The organism is Dietzia sp. MNB45, from assembly GCF_051994785.1.
Lineage (GTDB): Bacteria > Actinomycetota > Actinomycetes > Mycobacteriales > Mycobacteriaceae > Dietzia > Dietzia kunjamensis.
Map to the genome: position 1 here is coordinate 2,221,164 of NZ_CP163397.1, position 15,536 is coordinate 2,236,699.

At 68.6% G+C, this 15,536-nt stretch carries 15 protein-coding genes; 9 read left to right on the forward strand and 6 right to left on the reverse strand.

Annotated features, from left to right (window positions below; genetic code table 11):
- Positions 1 to 12: 12 nt before the first annotated feature.
- From AB5G72_RS10640 to AB5G72_RS10665, 6 genes are all read left to right on the forward strand, one after another.
- Complete coding sequence (locus AB5G72_RS10640) at positions 13 to 246, forward strand: dodecin (protein ID WP_440219845.1); 234 nt, start codon at positions 13 to 15, stop codon at positions 244 to 246.
- Positions 247 to 410: 164 nt separating this feature from the next.
- The gene (locus AB5G72_RS10645; protein ID WP_440219846.1) at positions 411 to 851 is read left to right on the forward strand and encodes a hypothetical protein; all 441 of its coding nucleotides are present in this window, start codon (positions 411 to 413) and stop codon (positions 849 to 851) included.
- Positions 852 to 862: 11 nt separating this feature from the next.
- Complete coding sequence (locus AB5G72_RS10650; protein WP_440219847.1) at positions 863 to 2,455, forward strand: ABC transporter transmembrane domain-containing protein; 1,593 nt, start codon at positions 863 to 865, stop codon at positions 2,453 to 2,455.
- On the forward strand, positions 2,452 to 4,302 hold the full coding sequence (locus AB5G72_RS10655; RefSeq protein ID WP_440219848.1) for an ABC transporter ATP-binding protein: 1,851 nt from the start codon (positions 2,452 to 2,454) through the stop codon (positions 4,300 to 4,302). Before AB5G72_RS10650 ends, AB5G72_RS10655 begins: the two co-directional genes overlap by 4 nt.
- A gap of 112 nt (positions 4,303 to 4,414) precedes the next feature.
- A complete protein-coding gene (locus AB5G72_RS10660; protein ID WP_069390307.1) occupies positions 4,415 to 6,649 on the forward strand; it encodes an NADP-dependent isocitrate dehydrogenase in 2,235 nt (744 codons plus the stop codon).
- A gap of 226 nt (positions 6,650 to 6,875) precedes the next feature.
- Positions 6,876 to 7,994: a N(5)-(carboxyethyl)ornithine synthase gene (locus tag AB5G72_RS10665; RefSeq protein ID WP_440221491.1), complete on the forward strand. Its 1,119-nt coding sequence runs from the start codon at positions 6,876 to 6,878 to the stop codon at positions 7,992 to 7,994.
- 58 nt (positions 7,995 to 8,052) lie between these two features.
- Here the strand turns inward: AB5G72_RS10665 and AB5G72_RS10670 are convergent, their stop codons facing one another.
- The 3 genes from AB5G72_RS10670 to AB5G72_RS10680 all read right to left on the reverse strand — a co-directional run bounded on the left by AB5G72_RS10670 (position 8,053) and on the right by AB5G72_RS10680 (position 9,679).
- On the reverse strand, positions 8,053 to 8,382 hold the full coding sequence (locus tag AB5G72_RS10670; protein ID WP_206472482.1) for a hypothetical protein: 330 nt from the start codon (positions 8,380 to 8,382) through the stop codon (positions 8,053 to 8,055).
- 93 nt (positions 8,383 to 8,475) lie between these two features.
- Positions 8,476 to 8,808, reverse strand: a complete 333-nt coding sequence (locus tag AB5G72_RS10675) for a VOC family protein (protein WP_206472484.1) — start codon at positions 8,806 to 8,808, stop codon at positions 8,476 to 8,478.
- A 217-nt stretch (positions 8,809 to 9,025) separates the two neighbouring features.
- On the reverse strand, positions 9,026 to 9,679 hold the full coding sequence (locus tag AB5G72_RS10680) for a mismatch-specific DNA-glycosylase (protein ID WP_206472486.1): 654 nt from the start codon (positions 9,677 to 9,679) through the stop codon (positions 9,026 to 9,028).
- Between the two features lie 174 nt (positions 9,680 to 9,853).
- Here AB5G72_RS10680 and AB5G72_RS10685 point away from each other — a divergent pair, with 174 nt between their 5' ends.
- On the forward strand, positions 9,854 to 10,426 hold the full coding sequence (locus AB5G72_RS10685; RefSeq protein ID WP_206472488.1) for a YdeI/OmpD-associated family protein: 573 nt from the start codon (positions 9,854 to 9,856) through the stop codon (positions 10,424 to 10,426).
- A gap of 69 nt (positions 10,427 to 10,495) precedes the next feature.
- Here the strand turns inward: AB5G72_RS10685 and AB5G72_RS10690 are convergent, their stop codons facing one another.
- Both AB5G72_RS10690 and ychF read right to left on the reverse strand, forming a co-directional pair.
- Positions 10,496 to 11,023, reverse strand: a complete 528-nt coding sequence (locus AB5G72_RS10690; protein ID WP_440219849.1) for a DUF1877 domain-containing protein — start codon at positions 11,021 to 11,023, stop codon at positions 10,496 to 10,498.
- 245 nt (positions 11,024 to 11,268) lie between these two features.
- On the reverse strand, positions 11,269 to 12,348 hold the full coding sequence (gene ychF / locus AB5G72_RS10695; RefSeq protein ID WP_185950324.1) for a redox-regulated ATPase YchF: 1,080 nt from the start codon (positions 12,346 to 12,348) through the stop codon (positions 11,269 to 11,271).
- 99 nt (positions 12,349 to 12,447) lie between these two features.
- Between ychF and AB5G72_RS10700 the strand changes: the two genes are divergently transcribed.
- A complete protein-coding gene (locus tag AB5G72_RS10700) occupies positions 12,448 to 13,953 on the forward strand; it encodes an AI-2E family transporter (RefSeq protein WP_269500939.1) in 1,506 nt (501 codons plus the stop codon).
- 11 nt (positions 13,954 to 13,964) lie between these two features.
- Positions 13,965 to 14,462, forward strand: coding sequence for a DUF6542 domain-containing protein (locus AB5G72_RS10705; protein WP_208636639.1), 498 nt, complete (start codon positions 13,965 to 13,967; stop codon positions 14,460 to 14,462).
- A gap of 71 nt (positions 14,463 to 14,533) precedes the next feature.
- Here the strand turns inward: AB5G72_RS10705 and AB5G72_RS10710 are convergent, their stop codons facing one another.
- A complete protein-coding gene (locus tag AB5G72_RS10710; protein ID WP_440219850.1) occupies positions 14,534 to 15,514 on the reverse strand; it encodes a 4-hydroxy-3-methylbut-2-enyl diphosphate reductase in 981 nt (326 codons plus the stop codon).
- Positions 15,515 to 15,536: the final 22 nt, after the last annotated feature.

Sequence of the window (15,536 nt, forward strand, 5' to 3'; positions counted from 1 at the left end):
CACCGTAGAGTGATGTGTATCACACACCGGGAGGTCATCGTGAACCACGTCTACAGCATCACCGAGATCGTCGGCTCGTCACCCGACGGCACCGACCAGGCCATCGCCAACGCGGTCGCGGAGGCGTCCAAGACGCTCCGGAACCTCGAGTGGTTCGAGGTGCAGTCCGTCCGCGGCAAGCTCGACGCCGACGAGGTCACCCACTGGCAGGTCACTATCAAGGTGGGATTCCGGCACGAGTCCTGAGACCCCGGTATCGCACCCGGGGGCGCCGGGCGCCGCGCATGGCGCGACGCTCCACACGGCAGCCCGGTTCCCCCGAATCGAGTTCTCCACAAGCCGGTTCTCCCCGTCCACAGATCCCTGACCAGGGCTGTCCCAGGTTGTCGAGGTCGCGGAGACTCGGCGGCATGAGATTCGACGAACTCCCCGAGAACTGGTGCGGCCTCCCACTCGACGACGCGCCGCTGGCCGCCGGCGTCATCGACCTCGTCATCGGTCACCACGACCGCCACCGCGACACGTTGCTCATCCTGCCCTGCGACGAGTACGACGTCGCGTTGCCCTCACCAATCCTCGTCAGTGACACCGAGTGGACGACATCCTCCCGTCACCGCCGCGAGTCCATGTCCGTGCTGTCGCAGATCCCCGTACCCGGATTCGTCGTGGGCCTGTCGGCCGGGCGCCGTCTGCCCGACAAGATCGTTCGGGGCTGGCTGCGGACAGTCGAGGACGAGCTCGACGCCTCCGGCCAGGCCCTGCTCGCATTCGGGGTGGCTGATCTCGACGGGGTGGAGATCGTCGGTGGACGGGCGGCTCGCAACGGCAGCCTCGGTGCCGCCGCCGGGTAACATCGCACCTCGTGCCCGACAACTCACCCACCCCGGAGCCGGGCAGCATCGTCGACTATTCGGCGCTTCCCGGGCCGGGCGGGCGCAGGTCGAGGCTCCCCGCCGTCGACGCGCCCCGGTGGACGCTCAAGGTCGCGCTGGCGCAGCGCCCGTGGAGCTTCATCGCCTCCGGCGCCATGGCCGTGGCGTTCCTGTGCAACGGACTGACCCCGGTCGTGGTCGGGCGGGCGGTCGACGATGCGGTCGCCGCTTCCTCCGCCGACCGGCTGTGGTTCTGGATCGCCATCCTGGGTTGCGTGTTCCTCATGGCGATCGCCGCCAACTGGACCGCCCGTTTCATGCTGGTGCGGAGCCAGCAGTTGGTCAGCCACGACCTGCGGACCGCGGTCACCGACCGAATCCAGGACCCGCGCGGGTTCGCCGGTCGCGATCGCACCGCCGGAGGCCTGCTGTCCGTCGCGTCCTCGGACACCACCCGGGTCGGCGACATCGTCATGATGACGGTCATGCCGGTGGCCGAGGCCGCCGCCATCACCTACGGCGCGGCGATGATGTTCAGCATCAATCCGTGGCTGAGCCTCGCCACGCTGATCGGGGGCCCGCTGCTCGTGGTGGTGGCACTGTGGGTGGCGCGCCCGCTGCAGGAGCGGTCGGTCGAGCGGCAACACGCGATCGCCCGGGCCGCCGCCACCGCCACCGACGTCGTGCAGGGCCTGCGCATCCTCAAGGGACTGGGCGCCATCGTAACCGTTCGCGGCCGCTACGACGAGGTCTCCGGCACCGCGTACCGCAAGACGGTCCACGCCGACGCCGCCGAGGCCCGCCTCAACGGCGCCACCGAGGCCGCGGGCGCCCTCTTCGTCTCCACGCTCGGCATCTCCGCCGGTGCGCTGGCACTTGCGGGTCGTATCACGATCGGCGAACTCATCACGGTCGTCGGTCTGACCCAGTTCCTCGTCGTGCCGATGACGATGTTCGGCCGCAACCTCGCCTCCCGGTGGGCCTCGGCCGAGGCGTCGGGCAGGCGGATCCGTGAGGTCCTCGGCGCCGACTTCGAACGCCTCTCGGACGTCGAGGCCACCACGAGCCAGCGCTTCATTGACGCCCTACCGTCCGGTCTGACCGCCGTCGACGGCACGGATCACGAACTGGTCCACCTGCTCGAATCCCTGCCCCGCACCCGGGTGGTGGTCGCGCCGCACGCGGCCGACCTGTTCGACGGCAGCGTGGCCGACAACGTCCACCCGGACCGGGGCATCGCGGAGCGGGCGCTCGACGTGGCCTGCTGCGACGACATTCCCGAGGGCCCCGACAAGCGCGTCGGCGAGAGCGGGCGGATGCTCTCCGGAGGCCAGCGCCAACGCGTCGCCCTCGCCCGCGCCGTCGCCTGGGACCCGGAGGTCCTCGTGCTGCAGGACCCCTCCACCGCGGTCGACTCGGTCACCGAGCAGAACCTCGCCTACAACGTGGCCCGTCACCGGGCCGGCCGGAGGACCCTGGTGTTCAGCCAGGCCCCCGCATGGAGCGCGGTGGCCGATTCCCGTCTGACCGTGGACGGGCTCCGCGCGGTGGCGGAGGGTCTGCTCGTGGGGGCCGGGAGATGACGACGACGATCCCGACACCCCCCCTCAAGACCGACAGCGGCCTGAGGTTCCCGGTCGCCTCCGCGGGCGAGGTCCGCCGCGAGGTGGCCCGGCAGTTGCGTGGGGTCCGCCATGCGAGGCGGTGGCTGGCTCTGGCCGTGGTTCTGCTCAGCCTCGGTGCCTACGCGGGGGTGCTCATCCCCCAGCTGATGGGGCGGATCGTGGACCTGGTCTCCGGACAGGCCTCGGGTTCGCTGTGGCATATCGGTGCGCAGTTGCTAGCCGCGGCCGTCGTCGGCGCGGTGTCGAGTGCCGCCGGCTTCTATCTGGTGGCCAGGTTGTCCGAGCGGGTGATCGCCACTCTGCGCCAGGACATGGTCGGCACCGCACTGGGGCTGCCCTCCCACCGCGTCGAGGACGCCGGGTCGGGAGACCTGGTCAGCCGGTCCACCGACGACGTCGCCGAACTGTCCTCGGCGGTCACGGAAACCGTCCCGACACTGTCCACGTCCGTTCTGACGGTCGTGGCCACGGTGATCGCCCTGTTCGCACTGGACTGGCAGTTCGTCGTCATCCCGCTCGTCGTCGCGCCTCTGTACTACGTCGCCGCACGCCGCTACCTGGCCAAGGCCCCGCAGCGCTACGCCGCGGAGCGGGCCGCGATGGCCGAGCGGGCCCGGCGCGTGCTCGAGGCCATCCGCGGTCGCGCGACGGTGCGCGCGTTCTCCCTCGAGGACCGGATGCACACCCTGACCGGGAACGCGTCCTGGGACGTGGTCCGCAAGGGGATCCGGGCCCGGACCACCATGCTCGTGCTGAACGTGTGGATGCTCATCGGCGAGTTCCTCATGCTGGCGATAGCGCTGGCGGTCGGGTACCACCTCGTCGCCACCGAAGCCCTGACGGTCGGCGCGGTGACGGGCGCTGTCCTCATGATCATCCGACTGCGGGGGCCGCTGAACACCTTCATGCGCATCCTGGACGTTGTGCAGTCGGGATACGCCTCGCTCGCCCGCATCGTGGGCGTCGTCGTGGACCCGCCCGTGTCCGTACCCGACAGCGGAGTGGACGCGCCGCAGGGTCGCGTCGAACTCCGCGGCGTCGGCTTCAGTTACGGCGGGTCCTGGGCCGTGCGCGACGTCGACTTCGCCATCTCGCCCGGTGAGACGGTCGCGGTCGTCGGCGCGTCCGGGGCGGGGAAGACCACCGTCGCGGCGCTCGTGGCCGGACTGCTCGTCCCCGACGCCGGCGAGGTCCTGGTCGACGGCCATCCGGTCTCATCGCTGTCCGACTCCGAGCGCATCGCCCGCCTGGCCACGGTCAGCCAGGAGGTCCACGTCTTCTCGGGCACCCTGCGCCAGGACCTGACGCTGGCCAAACCGGCCGCCACCGACGAGGAACTGCGTCTCGTCCTCGAACGCGTCCATGCCACCGCATGGTTCCGCCGTCTGCCGGACGGGCTCGACACCGTGGTGGGGGCACGCGGCATCCAACTCGACCCCGTCGCCGCCCAGCAGCTTGCGCTGGCCCGGGTGCTGCTGCTCGACCCTGCCGTCATCGTCATGGACGAGGCCACCGCGGAAGCCGGGTCCGCGGGTGCCGGGGCACTCGAGCTCGCCGCCGACGAGATCACCCGTGATCGTTCGGCCCTGGTCATCGCCCATCGCCTCGATCAGGCGTCACGCGCCGACACGATCCTCGTGATGGACGGGGGCGCGATCGTCGAACGCGGCTCGCACGCCGCGCTGATCGAGCGGGACGGCATCTACGCCCGTCAGTGGTCGGCATGGTCCGCCGGCCGGCAGGGGCAGGCCTCCCGGGCGTCCGCGACATCCCAGGCCGGCCCCGGGTCCGCCCGACCGGGGTAGATGACTCCGGGAAACGGCGCACAGGTGTCCGACTCGGGTGATGATGGAGTCGGCGAATTGACCCCGTTCCACAAGAACTCGCTCAGCCACGAGACGAAAAGAGTCGACATCCATGACCTCAGACAGACAGACGATCATCTACACGCTCACCGATGAGGCCCCGCGCCTGGCGACGGAGGCGTTCCTCCCGGTCGTGCGCACCTTTGCCGACGCGGCCGGCATCGACGTCACGACGAGCGACATCTCGGTGGCCGCTCGCATCCTGGCAGCCTTCCCCGAGCGGCTCACCGATGAGCAGAAGGTCCCGGACAACCTCGGTGAACTGGGCCGGATGACCCAGGACCCGCACACCAACATCATCAAGCTCCCGAACATCAGCGCCTCGGTCAACCAGCTGACCAACGCGATCGCCGAGCTCCAGTCCAAGGGATACGACATCCCGGACTACCCGTACGAACCCAAGACCCCCGACGAGGTCGAGATCGTCGAGCGCTACGGCAGCTGCCTCGGCAGCGCCGTCAACCCGGTGCTCCGCCAGGGCAACTCGGACCGCCGCGCCCCGAAGGCGGTCAAGGAGTACGCCCGGGCCAACCCGCACTCCATGGGCAAGTGGTCGATGGCCTCACAGACCCACGTCGCCCACATGACACACGGCGACTTCTACGCGGGCGAGAAGTCGATCATCCTCGACCGCGCGTGCGACGCGCGCATGGAGGTCGTGACCCCGGACGGCGAGACCCACGTGCTCAAGACCGTGCCGCTCGAGGCCGGCGAGGTCGTCGACTCGATGTACATGAGCAAGAAGGCGCTCATGGACTTCTACGAGGAGCAGCTCAATGACGCCAAGGAGACCGGCGTCATGTTCTCGCTCCACGTCAAGGCCACCATGATGAAGGTGAGCCACCCGATCGTGTTCGGCCACGCCGTGCGGGTCTTCTACAAGGATGCCTTCGCCAAGCACGAGGAGCTGTTCCACGAGCTGGGCATCAACGTCAACAACGGCATGGCCGACCTGTACAACAAGATCGAGAATCTCCCCAGCTCCAAGAAGGAGGAGATCATCGAGGATCTCCACCGCTGCCACGAGCAGCGGCCGGAGCTGGCGATGGTCGACTCGGCGCGCGGTATCACCAACTTCCACTCCCCCTCGGATGTCATCGTCGACGCCTCGATGCCCGCGATGATCCGCATCGGCGGGAAGATGTACGGCGCCGACGGCCGCAAGAAGGACACCAAGGCCGTCATCCCGGAGTCCACGTTCGCGCGGATCTACCAGGAGATCATCAACTTCTGCAAGACCAACGGGGCCTTCGATCCGACCACGATGGGCACTGTGCCGAACGTCGGCCTCATGGCCCAGAAGGCCGAAGAGTACGGCAGTCACGACAAGACCTTCGAGGTCCAGTACGACGGTGTGGCCAACATCGTCGACGCCGCCACCGGCGAGGTCCTGCTGTCCCAGGATGTCGAAGCCGGTGACATCTGGCGCATGTGTACCGTCAAGGACGCGCCGATCCGCGACTGGGTGAAGCTGGCCGTGGACCGCGCCCGCGCCTCCGAGATGCCGGCGGTGTTCTGGCTGGACCCGTACCGGCCCCACGAGAACAACCTGATCACCCTGGTGAACAAGTACCTCGCCGAGCACGACACCGAGGGTCTGGACATCCAGATCATGTCGCAGGTGCGCGCTATGCGGTACACGCTCGAGCGCGCCTGGCGGGGCCTGGACACCATCTCGGTGACCGGCAACATCCTGCGCGACTACCTCACCGACCTGTTCCCGATCCTCGAGCTCGGGACCAGCGCCAAGATGCTGTCCATCGTCCCGCTGATGGCCGGCGGTGGACTGTACGAGACCGGTGCGGGCGGCTCGGCACCGAAGCACGTCCAGCAGTTGGTCGAGGAGAACCACCTGCGCTGGGACTCGCTCGGTGAATTCCTCGCACTAGGGGCGAGCCTGGACGATCTCGGGCGAAAGTACGACAACCCCAAGGCCACGATCCTGGCCAAAACGCTCGACACGGCGACCGGGAAGCTGCTGGAGAACCGGAAGTCGCCGTCCCGCACGACCGGTGAGCTGGACAACCGGGGGAGCCAGTTCTGGCTCGCGATGTACTGGGCGCAGGAACTGGCCGAGCAGTCCGACGACGCGGAGCTGGCAGCACACTTCGGCCCGCTCGCGGAGAAGCTGACCGCGGACCGGGACACCATCCTCGACGAGCTGCTCGCGGTGCAGGGCACCCCGGTCGAGCTGGGCGGCTACTTCCAGCCCGCCATCGACAAGCTGAGGGAGGCGATGCGGCCGAGCGAGACGCTCAACGCCGCTCTCGAGGACACCCGCGCCTGACCCACCCGGCCCACAACACCGCACCCACCGGCCGTCGGCTGGTGGGTGCGGTGCTGTATCGGCCTACACTCAAGTCGGAGCTGGTCCCGGTTCCCCGATGATGGGAGCCCGGATGTCCGGCACCGCTGAACCGTCCCGTTTCCCCTCCGATCCGAAGGACTCCCCACACTCCCCGGAGACCGGGGCGCGACCCCTCCTGACGCTCGGAGTCCTCGCGACCTCCACGATGGAGAACGAGCGGCGCCTGCCCCTTCATCCGCATCACCTGGATCGGATCGATCCGGACGTTCGGGCTCGGATGGTCGTCGAACGCGGGTACGCTGCGGACTTCCAGCTCGAACCCGGGTACGTGGAGTCGAGGGTGGGCAGGGTCGCAGAGCGGTCGGAAGTCATCCAGGCCGCCGATCTCCTCCTGCTCCCCAAGCCCCAGGCGGCGGACGTGAACGAGATCCCTGCCGGTCGCACCCTCTGGGGGTGGCCCCACTGTGTGCAGGACACCGAGCTGACGCAGACCGCGATCGATCGACGACTCACCCTCATCGCCTTCGAGGCGATGAACCACTGGACACGGCAGGGTGACTTCAGCCTGCACGTGCTCCACAAGAACAACGAGCTCGCCGGGTACTCCTCCGTGATCCACGCCCTGAGTCTCACGGGGACCACCGGAGACTACGGCCCCCGTCGCAGCGCGGTCGTGATCGGTTTCGGCGCGACGGCCCGAGGAGCCGTCACCGCACTGAGCGCCCACGGGATCCACGACATCCAGGTCCTCACACAGCGCGGGGCGACGGCAGTCGGTTCACCGATCCACAGCGCTCACATCTCCCAGCTCCACACCGGCGGCGGTCCAGCCCACCTCGGCACGGTGCCCACCGAGGATGGTGACGTCCCTCTCCCGGTATTCCTCGCCGCACACGACATCGTCGTCAACTGCACCCTCCAAGACGTGGACGCGCCGATGACCTACCTGCGCACCCGCGACCTGGAGGGGTTCGCCCCGGGCAGTCTGATCATCGACGTCTCGTGCGACGCAGGCATGGGGTTCGAGTGGGCCGAACCCACCGGGTTCGACGATCCGATGTTCGCTGTCGGCCACGGGGTGCACTACTACGCCGTCGACCACAGCCCCTCCTACCTGTGGAACTCGGCGACGTGGGAGATCAGCGAGGCACTACTTCCGTTCCTGCGCACCGTCATGGAGGGCCCCGCCGCGTGGGACGAGAACCTCACCATCTCCCGCGCCATCGAGATCCGTGGCGGGGTGATCGTTAACCCGAGAATCCTGAGCTTCCAGGGCCGTGACACCGCGTATCCCCACGCCCTGGCCGGGACGCGTCCCGCATAGCCGGCTCATAGCGCTCACGGGTCCGGGGCGACGGCGAGCGGCTGGGGGCCGTCGACGGTCACGGGACGTCGGGGCACTCGATGACGTCGATCGAGTTGCCCGGGAACAGCGCGAGAAACGGGTGCCCACGCACGAGGTCGACCGCCGACTCGTGCGAGGGCGCTGAGAGCAGCATGTAGGCGACCCTGTCGTCCTCGAACACCTCGACACCCTGGCTGGTGACGCGCCGCTTGCGGTACAGCGGACGTCCGGGATCCACGAGCGCCGGGCCCGCCTCCTCCGCCCACCGGGACCACGCCGCCATGAACTCTGCCTGCTCCGCCTCGGTGAGTTGAGGCTCGGTCGCCAGGTCGGCCGCGCCGTTGAGTATTCCGAGGAAGATGCCCATCCGGGAAGCGTTTCCGCGGGGGACGCACTGCGGAACGGTCCCGACGAGTCACTCTCCTCTGACCAGGCGCCCGGCCCCGCGTCGTGCGCGCGATTAGTCTCCTGCGAAGACGACGCGGTTGCCCTCGGGGTCCTCCACCACGAGAATCCTCCGACCGCCGCCGGGTTGCGGACCGTGATTGTCGACCCCGGCCGCAACGAGGCGACCGACCACCGAGTCCAGGTCGTCGACCTCGATCACCACCGACGAGTGCCCTGCCCGATCCGGTTCGGCCCAGACCTGGAGCCCGAAACCGTCTCCGAGATGCCATTCGAGCAACTCCGGCATCGGCCGGCTGTCCGGCCCCCGGTCGAGATGGCGGGAGTACCACGCGTCCCCCACCGATTCGTCGGAAACCGTGCAGTTCGCCATCAACAATCTGAACATCGTCGCTCCTCGGTCCGGTCTGCTGTGATCCCTGGGCGTCGCGCACGGAGTCGCGGCGCTTACCGATCGTCCCGGGAGCGCCAGATGGCCCGGGCGAACGCCGGGCTCGTCGTCGCGATGGCCCCGGATCCTATCTCCTCGCGTAGCGCGCGAGCAGGCACAGGAGGAACGTCCTTCCGCGGTGACCGGCCCACCCCCGCGCTGAACGTGCAGCTCGTCAGCCGTCGCTCGACCCGTGACGCTCCTCGACCGCCTCCCAGACCCGACGCCAGTGGTCGGCCAGCGAGTCGATGGTCTCGTGAGCGTTCAACCCGCTCGGCTGGGGCACTACCCAGAGTGCGACATCGTCGGGCCACCCTGGGACCGGGGTGGTGTCCTGTTCTCCGTACGTCGCTTTCGGCATCGCGAAGGCGGTACGGAAGGCGGTGATTCCTGCGACCGATACCACTGCGGGCCCCAGCTCCCCGGCCAGCGCGGCCAGGCGTTCGGCACCTGAGCGAAGCTCGTCGCGAGAGAGCTCATCGGCCCGCGCGGTGGCCCTTCCGACGAGATTCGTCATGCCGATCCCGCGGGAGAGCAGTTGCGCCTCATCCTCCGCCGACAATCCTGTCGAGGCGTCCACGAGGTGGTTGGTCAGCCCGGCCCGGTGCAGTGAGGGCCAGAATCGGTTTCCCGGCCGCGCGAACGGCGCATTGACGGCCGCGGTCCACAATCCCGGATTGACTCCCACGATGAGCAGGCGCAGCCGGCCGGGATCGGCGGGGAGGACGGCGTCGACACCGTTCGGATCATCGGTCGCGAATGCGGCGAGTTCCTCCCGCCTCGGGCGGCGACCACCCAGAGGTGAGGGCCGCCGCGGTACCCCGGTCACGATGTGCCGACGTCGAGCGCACCCCGACACTCTTCGCCCCTCTTCACCTTCTCAACCATGGGAGGAGGCTAGCGCGACGAGATCCCCGCGATCTCGACCGGCGGGGTCGGACAGACTCACCACCGTCTCCACCTGAGGACAGCGTGCGTCCGTAGTGCCTGAAAGGCTGGGCCCATGAGCGCAAAGGAAGGCCCGGCGTCCCCTGTCGTCTTGGCCGGCAGAGCCCAATGGCGCGAGTGGCTCTGCACGAACGAGGACAGTTCCGACGGCATCTGGCTGATGCTCGCGAAGAAGGGGGTGACGACTCCGACCTCCCTCAGCTATGGGGAGGCTCTCGACGAGGCTCGGTGCAGCGGATGGATCGACGGCCAGCGCAACGGCTATGACGAGCGGACCTACCTGCAGAGGTTCACCCCACGCCGGGCGCGTTCGCTCTGGTCACGGCGAAACGTCGAGATCGCGGAGCGCCTCGCCGCCGATGGTCGACTTCGACCGCGGGGCATCGCCGAGATCGAGAGGGCGAGATCCGACGGACGCTGGGACCGCGCCTACCCCGGGCAAGCGACCGCGCAGCCTCCGGATGCTCTTCGCACTGCCCTCGAGGCGGCACCAGCCGCGAAAGCGGCCTTCTCCCGGCTCACCCGGCCCGAGCGCTTCAGCGCGCTCCTCCCACTGCTCACGGCTACGAACGAGGATGCCCTCGAGCGACGCGTCGCGCACCTGATATCGCGGCTCACGCCGCCGTGATCCACCCCTTCTCCATGATCCCCCCCCCCCCCCGCGACCAGATGCGACGACGAGGGGCCAGCCGTGCTGTCACCCGATCAAGTACGCGAACCCTCGACCGGATGTAACGAGCCCGCGGAGAAAATGTCTCGCCCGGCCTAAGAAGTGATCGACGTAGTCTGCTTCCGCTTCGTGGTCTTCCCCGAACGGTCCGCTGTGCCGACTGAACCAGGGAACGAAGTCCGCGCGGGTGATCGCGTCCAGATCGTCCGCGATCCAAGCGACGTCTTCGGGCGGTATCGCCCGTACCCACGGCAACCAGCCCTCCCAGTTCCCGAGCGGAGTCACGGCGCCTTCGAACATCCGGTAGGCGGGGCGCGCTCGCTCGTCCGGATCGGATGGCTGCGTCATCATCTGCAAGTTTCTCCACGACTTGTCGAGGTAGAGCATGTCCTCCACTGGTGGCCCCTGTTGGAAGTCGGTCGTCCCCACTGCGAAGCCGTGCGGCAGTCCGAAGGCGTCCGCGAGCGGGTCCGCGCTGATGTAGGCGCGTGGATCGGCGAGCACCACCTGTGTGATCTCGCTGTCGAATGCGTATGCGTAGTACTTGATTCCCATGCACCCAGCATCGACCTCCACGCGGGACCCGATAACCCCCCACGACCGATCTGTGGATAGGAAGTGTCGATCGCACTCGCCTGTGGAGAAACTCCTAGCGCCCACGGACAGCCTCGCCAGCACGAACGAGTCCAGAAAGCCCTAGCGCGGGCGAGTTCACGCCGTCCGGATGCACGAGCCGCACGCGCCCACCGCTCTCTGAGATTAGTCAGTAGAGCCGACAAGCCCCGCCTAGCAGGCAGTCCCTAGACGTTGAAGCGGAACTCCACCACGTCGCCGTCGGCCATCACGTAGTCCTTGCCCTCCATGCGTACCTTGCCGGCGGCCTTGGCGGCGGCCATCGACCCGGCGGCGTCGAGGTCGTCAAAGGAGACGATCTCGGCCTTGATGAAACCCTTCTCGAAGTCCGTGTGGATCACGCCGGCGGCCTTGGGGGCGGTGTCGCCCTTGCGGATGGTCCAGGCGCGCGACTCCTTGGGGCCGGCGGTGAGGTAGGTCTGCAGGCCCAGGGTGTGGAACCCGGCGCGGGCGAGCGAGTTGAGGCCCGGCTCGTGCTGGCCGATCGACTCCAGCAGCTCCATGGCGTCGTCCTCCTCCAGCTCGAGGAGCTCGGCCTCGACCTTCGCATCGAGGAAGACCGCGTCGGCGGGGGCGACCGCGGCGCGGAGTTCGGCCTGACGCTCCTCGCTGGTCAATACGGACTCGTCGGCGTTGAACACGTAGAGGAACGGCTTGGCGGTCATCAGGTGCAGGTCACGCAGCAGGGTGCGGTCCACCTCGTCCTGCGCCCTGAACAGGGTCCGCCCGTCCTCGAGCACGGCCTGCGCCTTGCGGACCTCGTCCAACAACGCCACGAGGGACTTGTCCTTGCGCGAGTCCTTCTCGAGCCGCGGGATGGCCTTCTCGATGGTCTCCAGGTCGGCCAGGATCAGCTCGGTGGCGATCACCTCGATGTCGGCCATCGGGTCGACTTTGCCGTCGACGTGGATGACGTCCGGGTCGTCGAAGACGCGGACGACCTGGCAGATCGCGTCGGCCTCACGGATGTTGGCGAGGAACTTGTTGCCCATCCCCTCACCGGTGCTGGCGCCCTTGACGATGCCCGCGATGTCGACGAACGACACGACGGCGGGCAGGATCCGCTCGGAGCCGAAGATCTCCGCGAGTCGGTTCAGGCGTGGGTCCGGCAGATCGACCACGCCGACGTTGGGCTCGATGGTGGCGAACGGGTAGTTCGCCGCGAGGACGTCATTGTTCGTCAGGGCGTTGAACAGGGTCGACTTACCGACGTTGGGCAGTCCGACGATTCCGAGGGTGAGGCTCACGAGGGCACAGTCTACGGACAGCACCCCGGCTCCTCCCCCGCGGCCGTCGGGCGCCTCGTCAGGGAGCACACCACCGTGACCTCTGACATCATGTGACCCATGACCGACGAGCCGAAACCGCGTCCCCCCGTCGAGGACCAGGAGCAGCACGTCGACCGTTCCGTCCTCATCGGACTGGGCGGGCGCTGGGTCACCGACTGGGCCCTGCGACTGGCCATCCTTCTCGTCGCGGGCTGGTTGGTATCGAGGATCGGTGGCGCCCTGTGGGTCGGCATCCTCCCGATCCTGTTGGCGCTCATCGTCTCCACGGTGCTGTGGCCGCCGACGGGGTGGATGGTGCGGCACAGGGTCCCCAAGACGCTGGCCTCGCTGTTGTCCATCATCGCGTCACTCGGCCTCGTCTCGGGCGTGGTCGCCCTCATCGCCCCGTCGATCGTCGAGCAGAGCGTGCAGCTCGCCGACCAGACCTCGGAGGCGATCACCCAGGTCCAGGACTGGTTGCGCGGACCGCCGCTGAACATCCGGGACGAGCAGCTCGACGGGGTCCTCGAGCAGCTCAGCTCCACCCTGCAGGACCGCGGTGACCAGATCGCCTCGGGTGTGTTCAGCGGTGTCAGCGCGGTGGGGTCCTTCGTGATCACCCTCGTACTGGTTCTGGTCCTGACGTTCTTCTTCATCAAGGACGGGCCGAGGTTCCTCCCGTTCGTCCGCCGCATCTCCGGGCGCACCGCCGGCCGTCACCTGACCGAGGTCCTGACCCGCGCCTGGAACACCCTCGGCGGCTACATCCGCGCCCAGGCCATCGTGTCGTTCGTCGACGCGGTGCTCATCGGTCTGGCTCTGGTGATCCTGGGCGTACCGCTGGCGTGGGCGTTGGCCGTCATCACGTTCATCGCCGGGTTCATCCCCATCGTCGGCGCCTTCACCGCGGGTGCGCTCGCGGTCCTCATCGCCCTGGTCGCCAACGGCTTCACGACCGCGATCATCGTCCTCGTCGTGATCATTCTGGTGCAGCAACTCGAGGGCAACGTTCTCCAGCCGATCGTCCAGTCGCGCGCGATGAACCTGCACCCGGGGGTCATCCTGCTCGGCGTGGCCGCGGGGAGCACGCTGTTCGGCATCATCGGCGCGTTCCTGGCCGTCCCGCTCCTCGCGGTACTGGCGGTCGCGCTGCGCTACATCAACGAGCAGATCGATCTGCGTACCGGTGATGTGACCGCGTCGGATCTGGCGTCAGCGACAGACGAGGGACGTCTGACAGCGTGGCTCGCCGAGCTGTCGAGCTCGCGCTTCGCACCTCTGCGCAAGAGCAGCACCGCGATCATGGCCGGGATGATCGACGAGCGCCCCGACATCGCCGGGCCCCGGCGCCCGGTCCCCACCCGTGCGGGTGCAGGGGTCACCGTGGAGGCCGACGACGACGAGGTGGGCGGCGGCTCCACCACCGCCGCACCGGGGTTGTCGGATGAACCCCCGCCGGCGGCGGGCCCCGTCGATCCGAAGGCGGTCGACGGCTACCGCCCGTCCCCGCAGGAGCAGGAGGCGGAGAAGCCCAACCCGCTACGGCGGTTCGGCCGTTTCCTCGCCCGCCGACTGGGAGGTTAGAGTCTTCTCCCGTGACTAGACGCAGGAGTGGGCGGGTACCCGCGGACGAGCGGTCCGTGCTGTCCTCGACGCGGGGGCTGCCGGCCTGGACCGCGGTCCTCCTGGCGGTGGCGATCTCGCTGACCGGCGTGGCCATCGACTCGGTCTCCGGGGACCTCGGCGCGGGCTTCACCGTGGCGTTCTTCCTCGGCTGCGTGGTGTCCGTGCTCGCAGTCGCGCGGCGCTCGGTGTTCGTCGCGGGGGTGCAGCCACCGATCATCATGGCCCTGCTGGTCCCGCTGGTCTACGTCGTCTCCGGGGTCGGTTCGGGCGCGGACGTCTTCTCGCGGTCCCAGCTCGTGGCGATCATCCTGCCGCTGGCGACCCGCTTCCCGCTGATGATCACCACGACCGTCGTGGTGGTGGCGATCGCCCTGATCCGTGCCCTGGTGCTGGAGCCGCGGCCGCGGGTCGCCCGCCCCGCGGCGCCGCCCGTCCAGCGCAGCGCCCCGGCACACGCCCGCCGTTGAGGCGGGGTGCGCAGGGGCGCTGACGGCTACCGCGTCCTCCCCCGCCACCTACCGGCGGGCGGGGGCGCGTATCAGCCCTTCTTGGGGACCCGCAGTTCGCGGGGCAGCGAGAACGTGATGGTCTCCTGCGCCGTCCGGACGGTGGAGACGTCGCCGAAGCCGTGGTCGGCGAGCAGGTCCACCACCCCGCGGACGAGGATCTCCGGCACGGACGCGCCCGAGGTCACGCCGACGGTGGTGACGCCCTCGAACCAGGACGTGTCGATCTCCTTGGCGTAGTCCACCAGGTGCGCGTCGCGGGCTCCCGCCTGCAGCGCGACCTCCACCAGTCGCACGGAGTTGGACGAGTTCTGTGACCCCACCACGATCACCAGGTCGCACTGCGGGGCCATGGTCTTGACCGCGACCTGACGGTTCTGCGTGGCGTAGCAGATGTCGTCAGACGGCGGGTCGATGAGCGTGGGGTACTTCTGCTTGAGACGGCGCACCGTCTCCATGGTCTCGTCCACGCTGAGCGTGGTCTGCGAGAGCCAGATCAGCTTCTCGGTGTCCACGGGAATGTCCAGCGCGTCCACGGACTCGGGACCGTCGACCAGCGTCACCACGTCGGGCGCCTCACCGGCGGTCCCCTCGACCTCCTCGTGGCCCTCGTGGCCCACCAGCAGGATGAGGTAGCCCTCGCGCGCGAAGCGCTTGACCTCGGTGTGGACCTTGGTCACCAGGGGGCAGGTGGCGTCGAACGTCTTGAGTTCGAGCTGGAGAGCGCTCTCGCGGACGGCGGGCGAGACGCCGTGCGCGGAGAACACCAGGTTCGCGCCGTGCGGGACCTCGTCGGTCTCGTCGACGAAGATCACGCCCTGGTCGGTGAAGGACTCGACCACGTGCTTGTTGTGGACGATCTCCTTACGGACGTACAGCGGCGCCCCATGCTTGGCCAGGGCTTTCTCGACCGTCTCGACGGCTCGGTCGACGCCGGCACAGTAGCCGCGCGGTTCCGCGAGAAGTACCCGCTTGGTTGCCGGTTCGGCGATCATGTCGGTCTGCTCGGTCATGTCCCCAGGGTACGGTTCATAC

What these genes read in the sequence shown, in the direction of transcription:
- AB5G72_RS10640 (WP_440219845.1), top strand. Translation starts at nt 13, where the DNA reads ATGTGTATCACACACCGGGAGGTCATCGTGAACCACGTCTACAGCATC.
- AB5G72_RS10645 (WP_440219846.1), top strand. Translation starts at nt 411, where the DNA reads ATGAGATTCGACGAACTCCCCGAGAACTGGTGCGGCCTCCCACTCGAC.
- AB5G72_RS10655 (WP_440219848.1), top strand. Translation starts at nt 2,452, where the DNA reads ATGACGACGACGATCCCGACACCCCCCCTCAAGACCGACAGCGGCCTG.
- AB5G72_RS10660 (WP_069390307.1), top strand. Translation starts at nt 4,415, where the DNA reads ATGACCTCAGACAGACAGACGATCATCTACACGCTCACCGATGAGGCC.
- AB5G72_RS10665 (WP_440221491.1), top strand. Translation starts at nt 6,876, where the DNA reads ATGGAGAACGAGCGGCGCCTGCCCCTTCATCCGCATCACCTGGATCGG.
- AB5G72_RS10670 (WP_206472482.1), bottom strand. Translation starts at nt 8,382, where the DNA reads ATGGGCATCTTCCTCGGAATACTCAACGGCGCGGCCGACCTGGCGACC.
- AB5G72_RS10675 (WP_206472484.1), bottom strand. Translation starts at nt 8,808, where the DNA reads ATGTTCAGATTGTTGATGGCGAACTGCACGGTTTCCGACGAATCGGTG.
- AB5G72_RS10685 (WP_206472488.1), top strand. Translation starts at nt 9,854, where the DNA reads ATGAGCGCAAAGGAAGGCCCGGCGTCCCCTGTCGTCTTGGCCGGCAGA.
- AB5G72_RS10690 (WP_440219849.1), bottom strand. Translation starts at nt 11,023, where the DNA reads ATGGGAATCAAGTACTACGCATACGCATTCGACAGCGAGATCACACAG.
- AB5G72_RS10700 (WP_269500939.1), top strand. Translation starts at nt 12,448, where the DNA reads ATGACCGACGAGCCGAAACCGCGTCCCCCCGTCGAGGACCAGGAGCAG.
- AB5G72_RS10710 (WP_440219850.1), bottom strand. Translation starts at nt 15,514, where the DNA reads ATGACCGAGCAGACCGACATGATCGCCGAACCGGCAACCAAGCGGGTA.